A 16,185-nucleotide genomic window follows, 5' to 3' on the forward strand; every position below is an offset into this window, starting at 1 on the left:
ACGAAGGGTGGAAGGAAGGAATGGCTGATAGACGGAAAATACTCATCACAGGTGCCGCGGGAAGGATCGGAAGCTGTCTAGCCCAAGGCTTACAGGCGACAGAGGCGTATGACATTATTGCGGCAGATCTGAATGCGAATGATGCACAGGGCATTAAACCGCTGGATGTCACAAATGCGGAACAGCTGCTTGCTCTTACGGAAGGCGTGGACACCGTGCTTCATATTGCATGGGCGAAGGATGAAGAAGACTTCCTGGGCAAAGTGCTGCCGATCAATGTAACAGGGGCCTATCATTTATATGAAGCAGCACGCAAGCAAGGAGTGAGACGCATTATTTTCGCAAGCTCAAACCATGCGACTGGCTTCTATAAAGTGGAGGAAAAAGTAGAGGTGACAGATCCTTACCGCCCAGACAGCTTCTACGGATTAAGCAAGTGCTATATAGAGCTGCTCGGGAGATTGTATGCAGATCGGCATGGGATATCCTCCATCAATATCCGAATCGGCAATTTCCCAGGTGATGACCGTCCGCATTCGGCAAGAGCCGCCCATATTTGGATTTCAGAGCGGGATATGGTGCAGCTAGCTGAGAAATGCATCGAGGCCTCGGATGATCATAAGTTTCTATGCTTGTACGGGACTTCGGCCAATACCGACAATTACTACGATATCGGATATTTGGAATCGCAGATCGGGTACAAGCCTCAGGACGATGCTGCCGACTTGCTTGAAGAAGCCAAAAGGAAAGGGGTCCGGATTAAGGAAGACGAGACAGATTACCAGGGTGGAGGAATGACGGGAGCACCGCATTAGGTGTGGAAATTCTGACGATGAAAGATAGGAATAAGTGCGATGAGCTAAGAAGGTATTTGCAAGAAATATCATCTTAGCTTATTTTATTTGCATACATAGAAACCAGTTCGTTCCTGATTAAGGTTGTTTGTATAAGCCATCATCTATACAATATATAAAACAAATGAACGGAAGCGTTTCATTAACTATTTTCTGCAGATCTAAGATACCCATGTCCCGACTTTGGGCGCCTGGCGGATTAGTTGGGCTTTTTTTTGTATTCAAGAGGAGGTATGAAATATTGAAATCCATATGCAAAGTGATGATCGTTGATGATGAGATGCTGGTAAGGCAGGGCATTAAGCATCTAATGAACTGGGAACAGGCCGGATTTCGAATTGTAGGCGAAGCTGCGAACGGACTTGAGGCACTTGATCTTGTGGAAGAGGTGAAACCTCATATCATTCTGACCGATATCGTGATGCCCATCATGGATGGCGAGAAATTCGTGAAAATTGTGAAGGAACGGCATCCAAGAATCGAAGTTATCGTTCTCAGCAGCTTTAGTGAATTCGAGTACGTCAGGTCCACCTTCCAAAGCGGTGTAGCTGATTATATATTGAAACCAAAGCTGGAAGCCGATTATTTGCTCAGCATTCTGAATAAAACGGCAGCCCAAATCGTGGAGTTACAGGAAACTGCAGTAGAAGAACCGGCAGAGGAGAGGTACATTGAACAGGCAGCGGAGAAGCTGATTGCAGGCTATGAAGCCGAGTTACCGTCAGGAGTGCTGGATACCGTCCTGCGGGGGGACAGCTATGTCCTCTTCGGCATGGATATGAAGCACATCGCAATGCAGGAAGTAAGATCTAGCTTGATTCAGATCGTAGAAACGATGATCTCACAGGTTACAGATACGGTAAGCATTCATCTGAATATGAAGGACCAGGCTCTTTATTTAATGAATATGGACTCTGGGGTTTGGAACAGCCTCATTATGGAAGTAAGAGAAAGGATAGGGCAGCTGCCGCCGGAAAAAAAATCAGGGGTGCACTTTGTTTTGACTGATCGTTTTACGGATTTTTACCAGTTAGGAGAGGTGTATCGGAATCAGTTCTTGTCGCTTGCGCGGTATTCCTTCTATCTGCCGGATATGCATTTTATCTTTGGCGGGGATCTGCCGGACTTGCCTCAGGTGACAGCAGACCTCGATATGGGGGAGCTGACAGAGCAGCTGAAGCGGAAGCAGTTTCAGAGAGGCTTTGCCGGATTTCTGGAGCACATTCATCTCAAATCCATGGATTACCGAACAGATACTTTCGAGTTCAAGGCCTATCTAGGCAATTTTATTTTTAATGTGACGAGCACACTTGGAAAAATGAAATATGATACAGAGCGGCTGGAGCAGAGCAAATATGAGTTCTTCCGCAGAATTGATGAGGCGAGATATGCCCGGGATGCGATCCAACGGATTGTTGATTTCATTCATGAAGCCGAGCAGGTAATCGGCGAAACCAACACTGCGGTAAATCCGAATATGGCGATGCTGCTGAGCTATATTCAGGAGCATTTCAGGGAGCCAGTTACTCTAACCGAGGTAGCCAAACAATTTCATTTCAACCCATCCTACTTGTCGAGCTATTTCTCGGCTCATAATAACGAGGGGTTCAGCGAGTATCTGAACAAGATCCGTGTTCAAAAAGCGATGGAGCTGCTTACTTCAACAGAGGAGTCAATCTCTGAGATTAGCGCAAGTGTCGGGTATTCGGATCAGAGCTATTTCACCAAAGTGTTCAAGAAGCTTACGGGTTTATCACCAAGCACCTATCGCAGAGAGCAATTTGCAAAAGAGGAATGAGACATATGAGAATGTTCAATAATCAAAGCTTGTTTGTCAAACTGTTCCTCGTTACATTAATCAGTCTTATTACGGTATCTGTACTCACACTGGCAATAACGATCCGGATGTCGGAGCAGGTCTTCCTGCAAACCTTCAGCATCACGAATACGAAGCTGCTGAATCAGATGAAATCGAATCTTGAATCCTATAACGGAGCGGTGGCTACTACTACGAACTTGGTCAGTCAGAGCGGAACCATACGCAACTATTTGACGAGCGGAGATACGGATTCCGTATCTCTGGCGATGCAGACATACAATATGACCCAGCGAATGAAGACCATCAGCTCTAATCTGAGTGCTTATGAAGTCAGTATTATGATACTAGGCGCCAATGGACGCAGCTACACGACAGATCCGTGGTACTGGTCCGGAACAGCAGCTGAGCTTGCGGATCATCCGATCACAGAGAGAACCATTCGTAATCCTCACAAGATCGTGTATCAGCTCTACCATGATGACAGTCAGTCAGGTACATGGAAAGAGCCTGTGCTGATTGCTTCCAAAGCGCTGTATCATCATGGCTCGGATGAAATTTACGGAACCATATATGTCATGATCAGAGACAGCATGTTCAAACCTTTCTATGCCAATTTCACGAGTGACGGAAATGATGTGCTCCTGATGAATGATGAAGGAATGGTAATCTCCAGCAATCAGCAGGAGCTGATTGGAATGACAGATAAAACCCTGCTGAACAAAGTAGTCGCTGACCAGCGAAGTGGAGAGTTGGGGAAGAATGCCGATCTGCTGGGTGATGACCGCATCTTGTTCTCCGAGTACTTACCTGAGTTCGACTTCTATCTGGTCAACCTGATCGATAAGGATGCTGCTATCGGACAGTTGGTTAACGTAAGAGCGCTGACACTGACCACCCTTGGTATTGTGGGAATAACTCTTATTATTGTGTACTTTATGACTAGAAAAATGACAAGATCTCTGCGAGGGCTGATTCATCAGATGTCAGGTATCCCAACGAAAGGATTCAGCAATTATGTCGATATCTCGACAAGCAGCCGGGAGGCTCAGGAGCTCGGAAATGCGTTCAATTTTATGCTGGACGAGCTGAATGACTACGTAGACAGACTTGTTAAGACCGAGAAGCAGCAGCGTAATGCAGAGCTTGCAGCACTGCAGATGCAGATCAATCCTCACTTCCTATACAACACACTTGCGTCAATTAAATTTCTGGTTCAGCAAGGAGACCGTGAACGGGCAGCAGAGACGATTAACTCCTTAATTACCCTGCTGCAAAATACGGTAAGCGATGTGGAATCGACCATTCCCGTGAGGCAGGAAATAGAGACACTGAAAAACTACGTGTATATTAACCATGTTCGCTATGGAGACAAAATTCGTGTGAACTATTTCATAGAGCCCGGTGTCATGGATTATGAGGTTCCTAAACTCATTATTCAGCCATTTATCGAAAATGCATTTTTCCATGCTTTTAATCACAAAGGGGAAGGAAGCATCATCATTATGATTTCCTGTCAGCATGAACAGCTGATCTGTGAGGTCGTTGATAACGGAGACGGAATGGATATGGAATTAGATCGTCATAACAAAGCTGGTGAGGAGACCAAGCTTCCGCAGACAAAGCGGAATCGCAAGCTGTTCTCTGGGATTGGTATTAAAAATGTGGATGAGCGGATTAAAATCATGTACGGGGAAGACTATGGTGTCCAAATTACAAGCAAGCCCGGGGAAGGAACCAAGGTGAAAATCAGTCTGCCGCTAATTCAATCCAACAAGGACAATCCATAAGGTTCAGAATTATACCGTGTCTGCCAAAATCATGGAAATAATCCTAAACTACAGGTTATGAGTACATGTATTCATAAAAATATTGCAAAAAGCTAAAGATATTACCTGACAATGACTCTTGTACTCTTGCCAACACCCAATAAAAGAACAAAAGCTTGCAAAGATAGTTCTAAAGAAAACGCATACAAGAGTGATAAGATGGGAGCATAGCAAGAGTAAACGCTTCCATCTTTTATTTTTTCAGATTTTGCATCAAGCCGAGGCGCATGTCCCGGACATAGAACATCTCATTTACAAGCCTTGAGGGGGTTATGATTTTGAAAAAATTATTGTCTGTAATGCTGGCGAGTAGCGTACTGTTGACCGCTTGTGGCGGCGGTGGAGGAGAATCCGGATCAGGGGACAGCGCAGATACGAACGAAATTACCGTATGGGCCTGGGACCCGGCATTTAATATTGCGGCAATGAACAAAGCAAAAGAAGCGTATGCTGAGGTTAATCCAGACGTGACGGTCAACATCGTGGAGAACGCACAAAATGACATTGTACAGAAGCTGAACACGGGACTTAACTCTGGATCTACAAGAGGTCTTCCTAATATCGTATTGATTGAGGATTACAGAGCACAAAGCTTCCTGCAATCCTACCCGGATGCTTTCTATGAATTAACCGATGTGATCAATGCTGAGGACTTCGCAGATTATAAGATTGGTCCAACGAGTGTAGACGGCAAGCAATATGGTGTACCGTTTGACTCTGGTGTCACCGGCATGTATGTCAGAACGGATTATCTGGAGCAGGCAGGCTATACGCTTGAGGATCTGCAGGATATCGATTGGAAGCAGTACATTGAGATCGGTAAAGACGTAAAAGAGAAGACAGGCAAAGCGATGTTGACTCAAGACCCTAACGATCTGGGTATCATCCGTATGATGATCCAATCCGCTGGCAGCTGGTATACAGCTGAAGATGGTTCAACACCAACGATCGCTGATAACGAAGCGATGAAGTCGGCGTTCGAGATCTACAAAGAAATGATGGATTCTGGTATCGTCAAAGTCAACTCGGACTGGAGCCAATTCGTCGGTGCATTCAACAGTGGTGAAATTGCAACCGTTCCTACAGGAAACTGGATTACACCATCCATCAAAGCCGAGGCATCTCAGTCTGGCCAATGGGCAGTAGCTTCACTTCCTACGCTTCCTGGTGTTGAAGGTTCTGTGCATGCATCCAATCTTGGAGGAAGCTCCTGGTATGTTATGAATGTGGATGGCAAAGAGGCGGCCGCTGAATTCCTGAAGCAGACCTTTGGTTCTGATGTGGATCTGTATCAAACCTTGAATACAGATGTAGGTGTTATCGGTACACTCAAAGCAGCTGCAGAAGGTGAAGCGTACAAGGCAGAGGATGAATTCTTCCAGAATCAAAAAGTCGTATCCGATTTTGCTGCTTGGACAGAACAAATTCCGAACGTGAACTACGGTCTGAACACCTATGCAATTGAAGACATTCTCGTAGTAGCGATGCAGAGCTACCTTGGTGGACAGGATCTGGATACCGTTCTGGGTGATGCTCAGTCTCAAGCGGAAACGCAAATTCGCTAATCTTAGAATAACAACAAACCCTTGCTCTTTACGCTGCTTCTTAAGAGGATTGCTCTTTTGAGGAGAAGGGGCAAGGGTTTTCTAAAGAACAGAATAGATTAGATAAATAGAAGCTTAGTTATGGAAGGAAGTGGAGTGGCGTGAAACCTGCGAAGTTGACCTCAGGCCGCAAAAGTTTAGCCAGTTACAATCGCACGAATTTAGCGGGCTGGTTCTTTATATTGATACCGGTTCTGGCAATCAGTATTTTCTATTTCTATCCGATGATTCAGGCGTTGATCCTGTCGTTTAAATCCGGCCGGGGGATGAATCTGGATTTTGTCGGATTCGACAACTACATCCGGTTGTTCAGCGATGCTAACTTCATTACAGCTGTAAAAAATACATTTATTTACTTGATCATTCAGGTTCCGGTCATGCTCGTACTGGCGATCTTTATCGCAGTCTTGCTGAACGATGAGAATTTGAAGTTCAAAGGATTTTTTAGAACTGCAATCTTCTTGCCGACGGTAACTTCCCTCGTTGCTTATTCGGTCGTATTTAAATATATGTTCGGTGCAGACGGTATCGTCAACAAGATGCTGATGAACTTTCATCTGATCTCTGAGCCGATTCAATGGATTACAGACCCGTTCTGGGCAAAAGTAACGATCATTATCGCCATTACATGGCGCTTTACAGGCTACAACATGATATTTTATTTATCTTCTCTGCAAAATATTGACAAATCGGTATACGAGGCTGCGAGAATTGACGGGGCAAATGCTTTTACACAGTTCTTCAAAATTACGATTCCACTGCTCAAACCGATGATCCTGTTCACAGGAATTACCTCCACGATTGGTACACTCCAATTGTTTGATGAGGTCGTCAATATCACGAAGGGCGGACCTGGTAATTCGACCATGTCGATCTCGCAGTATATCTATAACTTATCCTTTGAATATACGCCGGACTTCGGCTACGCAGCAACAGTATCCTATTCCATCGTCGTTATGGTTGTACTGCTTACCATTATTCAGAACAAGATTGGAGGCGATAAAAAATGATCAAGCCGAAACGCTTTTTTACGTATTTGTTCCTTATTATCGCCACCATCGTTTCCATCTTTCCGTTTATATGGATGATTGTAAGCGCAACGAACCAGTCGGTGGACGTTACCAAGGGAACATTGCTGCCGGGGTCCCATCTTATAGAGAACGTTACGAACTTATTTAACAGTGTAGATATGTGGCAGGCGCTCTGGAATTCGGCCAAAATCTCCATCACCACAACCATTCTGTCCTTGCTCGTTGCATCGGCAGCCGGTTATGGGTTTGAGGTATACCGCAGCAAGGCCAAGGATGTCGTATTTAACATCCTGCTTGCATCCATGATGATCCCGTTTGCTGCAATTATGGTGCCCTTGTATCAAATGTTTGCGAAGGTATCCAACATCGCACCATTCTTCGGCATTGACACAGCGGCGGCCGTTATTCTGCCAACCTTTACAACGGCATTCCTGATCTTCTTCTTCCGTCAGAGCACGAAGATGTTTCCGAAGGATCTGCTCGAAGCAGGGCGTATGGACGGTCTAACAGAGCTTGGATTGTTCTTCCGTGTATATATGCCGACGATGAAATCCACTTATGCTGCTGCAGCCATCATTACGTTCTTGAACAGCTGGAACAACTACCTGTGGCCGCTGATCGTGCTTCAATCTCCGGAAAATATGACGGTGCCGCTTCTGATCTCGAATCTCGGATCGGGGTACGCTCCGGACTATGGACTAATCATGTCCGCGATTGTAATTACAACATTGCCGACGGCCATCGTATTCTTCTTGATGCAAAAGCATTTCGTTGCAGGAATGACGGGGTCCGTTAAATAATTAAGTAGTGAGGAAGAAGGACTGTCTGCATACTCGAAGAGCACAATCTTGGAATATCAGCAGTCCTCTTCATTTTATGACAGGAGGAATCATACGAATGACGCATCAACAGAAACCGAGCCTTGCCTGGCTGTCTGACGTAAACGTATTTTCAGTGAATCGGGTGGCGGCTCACTCCGATCACTATTATTATGAAACGATGGAGGAAGCGAAGCAGCGCTCGGAAATGCCGCTCCGCCGAAGCTTGAACGGCAGCTGGAAGTTTAGTTATGCTGTCAATCCAGCACAGCGACAGGCTGATTTTTATAAGACCGAAGTATCTGTAAGAGGATGGGATTCTATTGAAGTGCCTGGACACATCCAGCTGCAGGGATATGGGAAGCCGCAGTATGTAAATACGATGTATCCGTGGGATGGTCATGAGCATCTTCGTCCACCAATGATCTCGGAGGATCATAATCCGGTGGGAAGCTATGTTAAATATTTTGAAGTGCCTGCGGAGTGGAATCAGCGTCCTGTATTTATCTCTTTTCAAGGGGTTGAATCCGCTTTCTATGTGTGGCTGAACGGTGAATTTGTCGGTTACAGCGAAGACAGCTTCACTCCGAGCGAATTTGAACTGACTCCGTATCTTACAGACGGGGAGAACAAGCTCGCTGTCGAGGTGTATCAGCGCAGTACAGGCAGCTGGCTGGAGGATCAGGACTTCTGGCGTTTCTCGGGTATTTTCCGTGATGTTTATTTATATTCCACTCCTTCCATTCATGCTCGCGACCTGTTTGTCCATACCGATCTTGATGAACGTTATGAACAAGGGAAGCTAACTGTCGATGTGCAGCTGAGCGGAGCTCCGGCATCGAAGGTGGCTGTAGAGCTGAAGAATGAAGCGGGTCAGGTTACTGCTCTGGGTGATGTGAGTTCTCCTGGTCAATCTGTATCCTTAACACTGAATGCAGGCATAGTTGATCTATGGAGTGCGGAAGCACCGAATCTGTATACCATGTACGTCTCGATCTATGATGCGTCCGGCGAGCTGGTTGAAGTCGTACCTCAGCGTGTCGGGTTCCGCAAGTTCGAGATGAAGGATAAAGTGATGCATCTGAACGGTAAGCGCATTGTATTCAAAGGCGTAAATCGTCATGAATTTAATCCGCGCAGAGGGCGCAGTATCACGAAGGAAGACATGCTGTGGGATATTAAGACACTGAAGCAGGGGAATATGAACGCAGTCCGTACCTCGCATTATCCGAACCAATCGCTGTGGTATGAGCTGTGCGATGAATATGGTGTGTATGTCATTGATGAGATGAACCTGGAGACGCATGGCTCGTGGCAGAAGATGGGTGCAGTAGAACCGTCCTGGAACGTTCCGGGCAACCTTCCGGAATGGCAGGATATCGTTATGGACCGGGCCATATCGATGGTAGAGCGGGATAAGAATCATCCGTCAATCCTGATCTGGTCATGCGGTAACGAATCTTATGCAGGCGAAGTCATCGTTAACGTATCGAATTATTTCCGTGACCGGGATCCTTCCCGTCTCGTGCATTACGAGGGTGTATTCCATAATCGGGACTATGATGCGGCGAGTGATATGGAGAGCCGGATGTACGCCAAAGTCGCGGATATCGAGGAGTACCTGAATGCAGATCCGCAGAAGCCGTATATCAGCTGCGAATATATGCATGCCATGGGCAACTCGGTCGGCGGAATTGTGAAATACACCGAGCTGGAAGAGAAGTATCCGATGTACCAAGGCGGATTTATCTGGGATTACATGGATCAGGTGATTGTGAAGAAGGACCGCTACGGCAAGGAGTTCATGGCATACGGTGGTGACTTTGATGATCGCTCTACCGACTATAACTTCTCGGGTAACGGGATTGTCTATGCCGATCGCAGATGGTCACCGAAGATGCAGGAAGTGAAGTTCGTGTATCAGAACGTGAAGCTGCTGCCGGATGCGAAGGGCGTGACGGTGAAGAATGAGAATCTGTTTGTGAATACAGATCTGTTCGATCTCGTATGCAGCTTGAAGCGGGAAGGCCTAGAGCTGTTCCGCAGCGAGGAGAGTGTCTCGGTTGCTCCTGGCGAAGAGCAGTATGTGAGTCTTGATCTGCCGGAGCATAGAGAAGCCGGAGAATACACGGTAGATGTATCACTTGTGCTGAGAGAAGAGGAGCTGTGGGCAGAAGCAGGATTTGAAGTGGCCTTTGGACAGCATATCTTCCAGGTGGAAGCGGCCGAAGCAGCTACATCTCCTGCAGCATGCAGTGAGTTCCGTGTAGTTGAAGGGGACGTGAATATCGGTGTGCATGGCAGAAGCTTCTCGATCATGTTCTCGAAGCAAGCAGGTACGCTGATCTCTGTAAATTATGGAGGACGCGAGATGATCTCCGCGCCGCCAGCGCCGCTCTTCTGGAGAGCGATGACGGATAATGACAAGGGAGCAGGGCTCCACTTTGAATCTTCTGTCTGGTATGCGGCAAGCCTGTCCCGCAGATGCGTGAAGTGGGAGCTGAGTGAGGGAGCGAATCAAGCGACTGTAGCGTATACGTACAGACTCAGTGTATCGGATGAGGTCAGCGTCAAGGTTGCCTACACCGTATTTGCAGATGGCAGCATTCATGTGAAGTCGGATTATAAAGGGGCGCAAGGCCTGCCTAAATTCCCGATCTTTGCACTGTCCTTCAAGGTTCCGGCCGATTATGCGAATCTGGACTATTATGCACAGGGGCCAGAGGAGAATTACATTGACCGTGCTTATGGAGCGAGACTTGGCCGCTTCCAGATCAGAGCAGAGGACAATATAGCGGCATATCTCGTGCCGCAGGAATCTGGCAACCGCACGGGCGTAAGACGTGTTGCGATTACGAACGAGCTTGGACAAGGGATCGAGATTGTGGCTCCAAGTACACAGCCGGTTGAAGCGAGCATCTCGCCATTTACTGCATTCGAGCTGGAGCATGCGACGCATCATTACGAGCTGCCAAATGTGCATCATACAGTTGTCACGATTGCAGGCCGCCAGATGGGTGTCGGCGGTGATGACAGCTGGGGCGCACCCGTGCTGGATGAGTACCTAATTGATCCGGCGCAGGATATGTCCTTTGAATTTACGATTTCGAAAAAGTAAGATAAGAAATATACAACACAAGAAGGAGCCTTCCATTTCAGGAGGGCTCCTTTTTTAGCAGGCTGGTTATAAGATTGCTCGATTCAAGCATGAGTTTGGTTATAGCGGTCCAAATATATCGTATCATTCCTGTTATTCCTCAAAAGAAAGATTGGTTGGTTCGTCGTTCATTTCGTAATCGAGCCTCAGACTCGTGGTCGGCACGCTGAGATCGACCTCCTCAAATTGAAAACCGTCTACCCACACCTTCCCTTCACCCATAAGCAAAACTCCGAACGAAATTGTGCCGCTCTCTTCAGGCACGTCGAGCACGATCGCATAATGGTTCCAGTGTGTATCGCCTGTAATACGGCGGTCATTCATATTGTCAAACTGGAGCACGTCCTCTGAGTGGCTGTCCACACGCATCCACAGCCCGCAGTATTCTTTTACATTTTCGGTTTTGACAAATCCGGAGAAACGCATTCTTTTTCCTTTGTATTTGTCTGCTCTAAATTGCTGCATCATCGTGGCAAAGGCCCCATCATCCATGGGAGTCCGTGCCTTTAAATATCCAGATGTGCTTCCTTGGTGTACGGTATTCCGGTCAATGCCCATTTCATAATCCTGGGGATGGCTCCCACTGATAAACCAGCCTTTGATTGGTGAAGCAATCTGCTCATTCATTTGACCCTCTCCTTGTTCATGGTTATAGGTGTGAAGAATGAATAATTTACGATAACGGCCAGGCGGCATGCCGTAGAGCTTCTTAAATGCCCTTGTAAAAGACTCCTGGCTCTCAAAATGGCAGTGCAGTGAGATGTCGATAATGGAAGCATCCGAGTATAGCAGCAGTTGGGCGGCATAACACAGCCTTCGTCTCCGTAAATAATGGGCCACGTTCATACCGACCTGTCTTCGGAACATGCGATGAAAGTGATAAGGCGAGAAGCTGACGTGAGCAGCGATGCTCTCGAGTGACAGCTGATCCTCCAGATGGGCTTCCATATAATCGATACTTTGTTGAATCGCGCGATGGGTACTCAAGGTCAGGCCCTCCTTTGTCTACAAGGATAGCAAAACAAACAGGAGCGTTTTTGATTTTTTTTGCGCAACTTAAAAAGATTCCAAATCGATCAGGATCTTTTTTGTAATAAATTATGAAACTACTGTTTCCTAGAGCGGCATTATATGAAAAGAATTACTGATGAGTACCAGGTCCTTCCTAGCTTCGCGATTCTTTGGGTTATAGTGGGTAACCTTTTTGATAAGCCGATATTCTCCAGGAGGAAGCTTGCGAGCCTGATATGCCTCCATCTCTGCGGTCTCACCCGGGTTCAGGCCATAAGCCGGCTCATGGAAGGAAACATTGACGTGTGCTTCTCTCCAGCCTGAATTTGTATTCTGCTCAATAAAGACATCTTCCCCGTAAGTCAGGTTAAATTGATCAGATTGGTTAGCCATGTGATAGGTAACGGTTTCTCCTCTCAGATACTCTTTCTCGTCCGTGCCTAGAAGCAGCTGTTCTGTTCTTTGCAGCTCCGATGGAGTATGTGGGGATGCCTTTCCTAGCGTTACATTGGATTTATAGTATGCATTGATCAAATCTGTCATAATATCAGTTAATTGTGTCAGCTCCTGATGCGCCTTATCACATTCATTCCATTCGTGACGATAAGTTTCATTCCTGAATTTTACGATGAGGCTGTAGCTCTCATAGGGTGTCTTGCTGCAAGTTGTGTTTCCCTCGCTGCTCGTGGTAAAGGCCCCATGCTTGACCATCTCCTTATAGATTTGCGTGCGGGTCTTTACATTCAGATGAACATCGTTTGCTGTAAAAGACTCTCCATTCTCTAAAATGGCTGTAATCTGCTTTGTTTCTGTATCTATTGCATTTCCTTGATCCACGCCATATTCCAGCCGAAAGTCCAGCGACTCTAGGTGACCCAGCTGGTAATCAAGCAGGATTAGGGGTTCACTTAAATTTCCGTTATCGCACTGTGAGAGGGAATACACCAAGGCATTGTCTGTGTCTGATTTAAGCAGGGCATTACAGCTGAATGTGCTGATTTCATTTGAACCGTAGGCATCTTGAGTTGGATCATAGAGCACCTCTATTGTATCGTCTTCCATGTGTGTTAAGGTGTGATAAATCGGATCTCCTTCAATTGTGTAGGATACGATTTTTTGAGAAATGCGTTCTTTATTCAGAAATTCATCAAGGTAATACAGCCCTGTAACTTGTCCGTGCAGGTTTATGACTTCCTGATCGGCAGGTGATTCCTTCGGTGTCTGAATCTCAGGCTGAGGTGGTTCAAGCTCTGCATTCGTAGTACAGCCGGATAGGGTAAGCATCAGCAGAACAAAGAGCAGTAATACTTTTTCTCTCAAATTGAGGACCCCCATTTCATTGAATTGCGAATTCGCTTACTAGCAATTGGACTCTGTCATTTGAAAAAAAGTTCCATAAAATTAAAGAACAGCTGATCCAAGTGGTGGATGAGCTGTCCTTTGATTAGGTTACGGTAGATGATCTGCTTTATGTATAAATTTGGGTTTTTATATGTCTTTTTATGCTATAATTTGCAAGTACGGTATACGGCTAGAAGGGCGGTCGGCTAGTCTCCCAGAAGGGAGGTGATGCCCGTGGAGGTTAAAGATGCACTCTCCCTAATGTTCATGTTCGGTATGTTCATTTTGGCGCTTCTTTCCTACATGAAAAAATAGACCGCCCTCGGCAGGGTAACGGTCTATTCTCGACCTAGCTGTGTGGCCGACTGCTCTTTATGCAGTTATTGTACAGTGGAGTCGTGTTCCAGCACGGCTCCTTACTTATTCTTACCACAGTATAACTCATTTTATAACCCTTTTGTAGGTCTTAATTCATGGACGATATCAATTATAAAATGTAAACGAATACATACTATCTATGCAAAGGTGGTAAGGGTCGATATGAATGAACTGACGGGAAGTAGGACTCCATACTTGAACGTTGACAGCAGCCAGATACAAGAAGCTTTGATCCACGGTAATCAACAGTCTGCTTCCCTGCTAGGCACATCAAATTGGAAGGCTCAGCTGAAGGAGACGAGAGAGAGGCCTGAATTCAGTCTGTACTGGCAGCAGATTGCGCAAACGGCACAGTTCGCGGTGCAGGAGTTGCTTCCTCCGCTTACCTATTCTGTGTTCAGGCAGTTTGCAGAGACCGGAGCGCGAAAAGGCTATGAGGACGTATATTTTGAACGCAGAGCGAGGGTTGCGGCCCTTGGACTTCAAATCGCTGTGGCGAAGGATGAGGCAGAAGAGCGGATATATTTAGCTGCTCTGGAGGATGCTCTCTGGGATGTATGCGGGGAGTATACCTGGTGCTTGACGGCCCACCTTCCGGCAGAGGGCGATCCTGCGTCAGAGGTGGATCTGTTTGCTGCCGAGACGGCAGAGATGCTTGCCGAGCTGTTGTATATGTATGAAGATGTGTTAGATCGCACCGTAGCGGAGCGTATCAGAAGAGAAGTGCGGCAACGGGTGCTTGATCCGGTATTTACAAAGAAGATGCCCTTCTTCTGGAGACAGACCGATCATAACTGGTCGGCTGTGTGTGCGGGAGGGAGCGGGATGGCCGCACTCTTACTAATGGATAATACAGACGAGCTTGCAGCCGCGATTGAGCAGGTATGTGCTTCGCTTGAATCTTTTCTTAGCGGCTATGGAGCGGATGGCGGATGTGCTGAGGGACTTGGATATTGGGTGTACGGCTTCGGGTACTACACCTATTTTGCAGAAATGCTGAGAGAGCGGACGAATGGCAGGCTGGATTTGCTGGCGGCTGCCCATCCTCGCACCATAGCCGCTTTTCCTTCGAGAGTTCATCTGTCTGACGGTGTGTATGTCAATTTCTCTGATAGTGGTGAGAAGGAGGTGCTCCCTACAGGTCTCCTTCATCGACTATTGGAGCGAACCGGATCTCAAGTCGTTCCTTATGATTGTGTACCAGGGTTGTTAAGTGATCCGGTGAGACGATGGGCGCATGTGCTGCGAAATGGGCTGTGGACAGCGAGTGATACAGTTCTGAATGCAGAATCATCCATGAAGGTGAAGGAGAATACTCCTGATTTGCATGTCAGCGCATTTGACGAACTCGGATGGTGGATCTGCCGGGCTCAGCGATCTGGAGCGGATCAGAACGAGCATAAGCATAAGCATGAACATGAGCATGGACATAAGCAGAAATCTACAATCTGCGGGTTTGCCATCAAGGGCGGGCATAATGGCGAGCCGCATAATCATAATGATCTGGGTCAATTTATACTGCATGCAGGCGGAGATAACATCATCTGTGACCTGGGAGCAGGGATGTATACTCAGGCATACTTTCAAGCAGGAAGAGAGCGCATTATTAACATATCGTCTGGCGGACATAATGTTCCTGTCATAAACGGATTTATGCAGGGAAGTGGCAGTGGATATCGCGCCAGAACCATCAGGCAGAGTCAGAATGAACTCAGTTTTGAGGTGGAGCTGGATTTGACGGAGGCATACCCCGACGCAGGGATTGCGCGCTATACCCGTTGTGCTCAGTGGATTTGTCCTCCTGCCGAGGACAAGGCCACGATGGAGCTGACAGATCGGTTCGTCTGGAGCTGTGAAGAAAAGCATTTTGAGGAAAGGCTTATCAGCCACTTCAAGCCAGTAATTGTAGAGACAGGAACGGTGTGTTGGTATGGGGAACAGGCTGTGCTTCAACTGCACTATGATCCGGAGCAGTTGGAGGCATCCATGTACTCTACGGATCATGTTGATCATGACGGAAATCCGTTTACTTTTTATACCACTTGTCTTACGCACAGGAATGTTCAATCTGCAGAGCTTGAAACGTATTGCAGGCTAAAGTTTGAAATGAGAGCAGGCGAGCATGATCTACAATAGAAAAATGAAGAATTGCATAAATCCTCGAAATGAAATCAAAAAAGGCTGCAGAGAATCCTTTATTCTCGCAGCCTTTTTCAGCGGCCTCAATGATGATATTTACTATTGAATTGTATTTTGTGTGACAATCCCGCTGTTGAAATAAATGGACAGTACCACAATGCTGATGATAACAGCGGCGCCTACGGTCCAGAACACTAACTTTTGTAG

At 46.7% G+C, this 16,185-nt stretch carries 11 protein-coding genes; 9 read left to right on the forward strand and 2 right to left on the reverse strand.

Translation table 11 applies throughout. The features are described from left to right. The first annotated feature begins 20 nt into the window (after window positions 1–20). From ACFQ3J_RS18920 to ACFQ3J_RS18950, 7 genes are all read left to right on the forward strand, one after another. Window positions 21–815 carry an NAD-dependent epimerase/dehydratase family protein gene (locus ACFQ3J_RS18920; RefSeq protein ID WP_251583691.1) on the forward strand — a complete coding sequence of 265 codons (795 nt, stop codon included), beginning with the start codon at window positions 21–23 and terminating at the stop codon, window positions 813–815. Between the two features lie 280 nt (window positions 816–1,095). Further along, window positions 1,096–2,652, forward strand: coding sequence for a response regulator transcription factor (locus tag ACFQ3J_RS18925; protein WP_251583692.1), 1,557 nt, complete (start codon window positions 1,096–1,098; stop codon window positions 2,650–2,652). Then, window positions 2,649–4,460, forward strand: coding sequence for a cache domain-containing sensor histidine kinase (locus ACFQ3J_RS18930; RefSeq protein WP_251583693.1), 1,812 nt, complete (start codon window positions 2,649–2,651; stop codon window positions 4,458–4,460). The genes ACFQ3J_RS18925 and ACFQ3J_RS18930 overlap by 4 nt, the downstream gene beginning before the upstream one ends. 317 nt (window positions 4,461–4,777) lie before the next feature. After that, complete coding sequence (locus ACFQ3J_RS18935; protein WP_091159325.1) at window positions 4,778–6,064, forward strand: ABC transporter substrate-binding protein; 1,287 nt, start codon at window positions 4,778–4,780, stop codon at window positions 6,062–6,064. 155 nt (window positions 6,065–6,219) lie between these two features. Then, a complete protein-coding gene (locus ACFQ3J_RS18940; RefSeq protein ID WP_251583866.1) occupies window positions 6,220–7,113 on the forward strand; it encodes a carbohydrate ABC transporter permease in 894 nt (297 codons plus the stop codon). Beyond that, entirely contained in the window at window positions 7,110–7,934 is an 825-nt protein-coding gene (locus ACFQ3J_RS18945) for a carbohydrate ABC transporter permease (protein ID WP_170862495.1), read from the forward strand. Before ACFQ3J_RS18940 ends, ACFQ3J_RS18945 begins: the two co-directional genes overlap by 4 nt. Window positions 7,935–8,031: 97 nt before the next feature. Beyond that, window positions 8,032–11,070: a glycoside hydrolase family 2 TIM barrel-domain containing protein gene (locus tag ACFQ3J_RS18950; protein ID WP_251583694.1), complete on the forward strand. Its 3,039-nt coding sequence runs from the start codon at window positions 8,032–8,034 to the stop codon at window positions 11,068–11,070. Window positions 11,071–11,202: 132 nt separating this feature from the next. On the opposite strand, the gene ACFQ3J_RS18955 is transcribed toward ACFQ3J_RS18950, so the two are convergent. Continuing rightward, the gene (locus ACFQ3J_RS18955; protein WP_251583695.1) at window positions 11,203–12,096 is read right to left on the reverse strand and encodes a helix-turn-helix domain-containing protein; all 894 of its coding nucleotides are present in this window, start codon (window positions 12,094–12,096) and stop codon (window positions 11,203–11,205) included. Between the two features lie 129 nt (window positions 12,097–12,225). Continuing rightward, on the reverse strand, window positions 12,226–13,440 hold the full coding sequence (locus tag ACFQ3J_RS18960) for an immunoglobulin-like domain-containing protein (RefSeq protein WP_251583696.1): 1,215 nt from the start codon (window positions 13,438–13,440) through the stop codon (window positions 12,226–12,228). Between the two features lie 255 nt (window positions 13,441–13,695). On the opposite strand from ACFQ3J_RS18960, the gene ACFQ3J_RS18965 reads away from it, so the two are divergent. Both ACFQ3J_RS18965 and ACFQ3J_RS18970 read left to right on the forward strand, forming a co-directional pair. Further along, on the forward strand, window positions 13,696–13,776 hold the full coding sequence (locus ACFQ3J_RS18965) for a putative holin-like toxin (RefSeq protein WP_305954055.1): 81 nt from the start codon (window positions 13,696–13,698) through the stop codon (window positions 13,774–13,776). A gap of 225 nt (window positions 13,777–14,001) precedes the next feature. Continuing rightward, window positions 14,002–15,975, forward strand: a complete 1,974-nt coding sequence (locus tag ACFQ3J_RS18970) for a heparinase II/III family protein (protein ID WP_251583697.1) — start codon at window positions 14,002–14,004, stop codon at window positions 15,973–15,975. Window positions 15,976–16,185: the final 210 nt, after the last annotated feature.

This window comes from Paenibacillus provencensis (assembly GCF_042678545.1).
Classification (GTDB): domain Bacteria; phylum Bacillota; class Bacilli; order Paenibacillales; family Paenibacillaceae; genus Paenibacillus; species Paenibacillus provencensis.

Coding starts and splice junctions, on each gene's coding strand:
- ACFQ3J_RS18970 (WP_251583697.1), top strand. CDS start 14,002: ATGAATGAACTGACGGGAAGTAGGACTCCATACTTGAACGTTGACAGC.
- ACFQ3J_RS18945 (WP_170862495.1), top strand. CDS start 7,110: ATGATCAAGCCGAAACGCTTTTTTACGTATTTGTTCCTTATTATCGCC.
- ACFQ3J_RS18950 (WP_251583694.1), top strand. CDS start 8,032: ATGACGCATCAACAGAAACCGAGCCTTGCCTGGCTGTCTGACGTAAAC.
- ACFQ3J_RS18920 (WP_251583691.1), top strand. CDS start 21: ATGGCTGATAGACGGAAAATACTCATCACAGGTGCCGCGGGAAGGATC.
- ACFQ3J_RS18930 (WP_251583693.1), top strand. CDS start 2,649: ATGAGACATATGAGAATGTTCAATAATCAAAGCTTGTTTGTCAAACTG.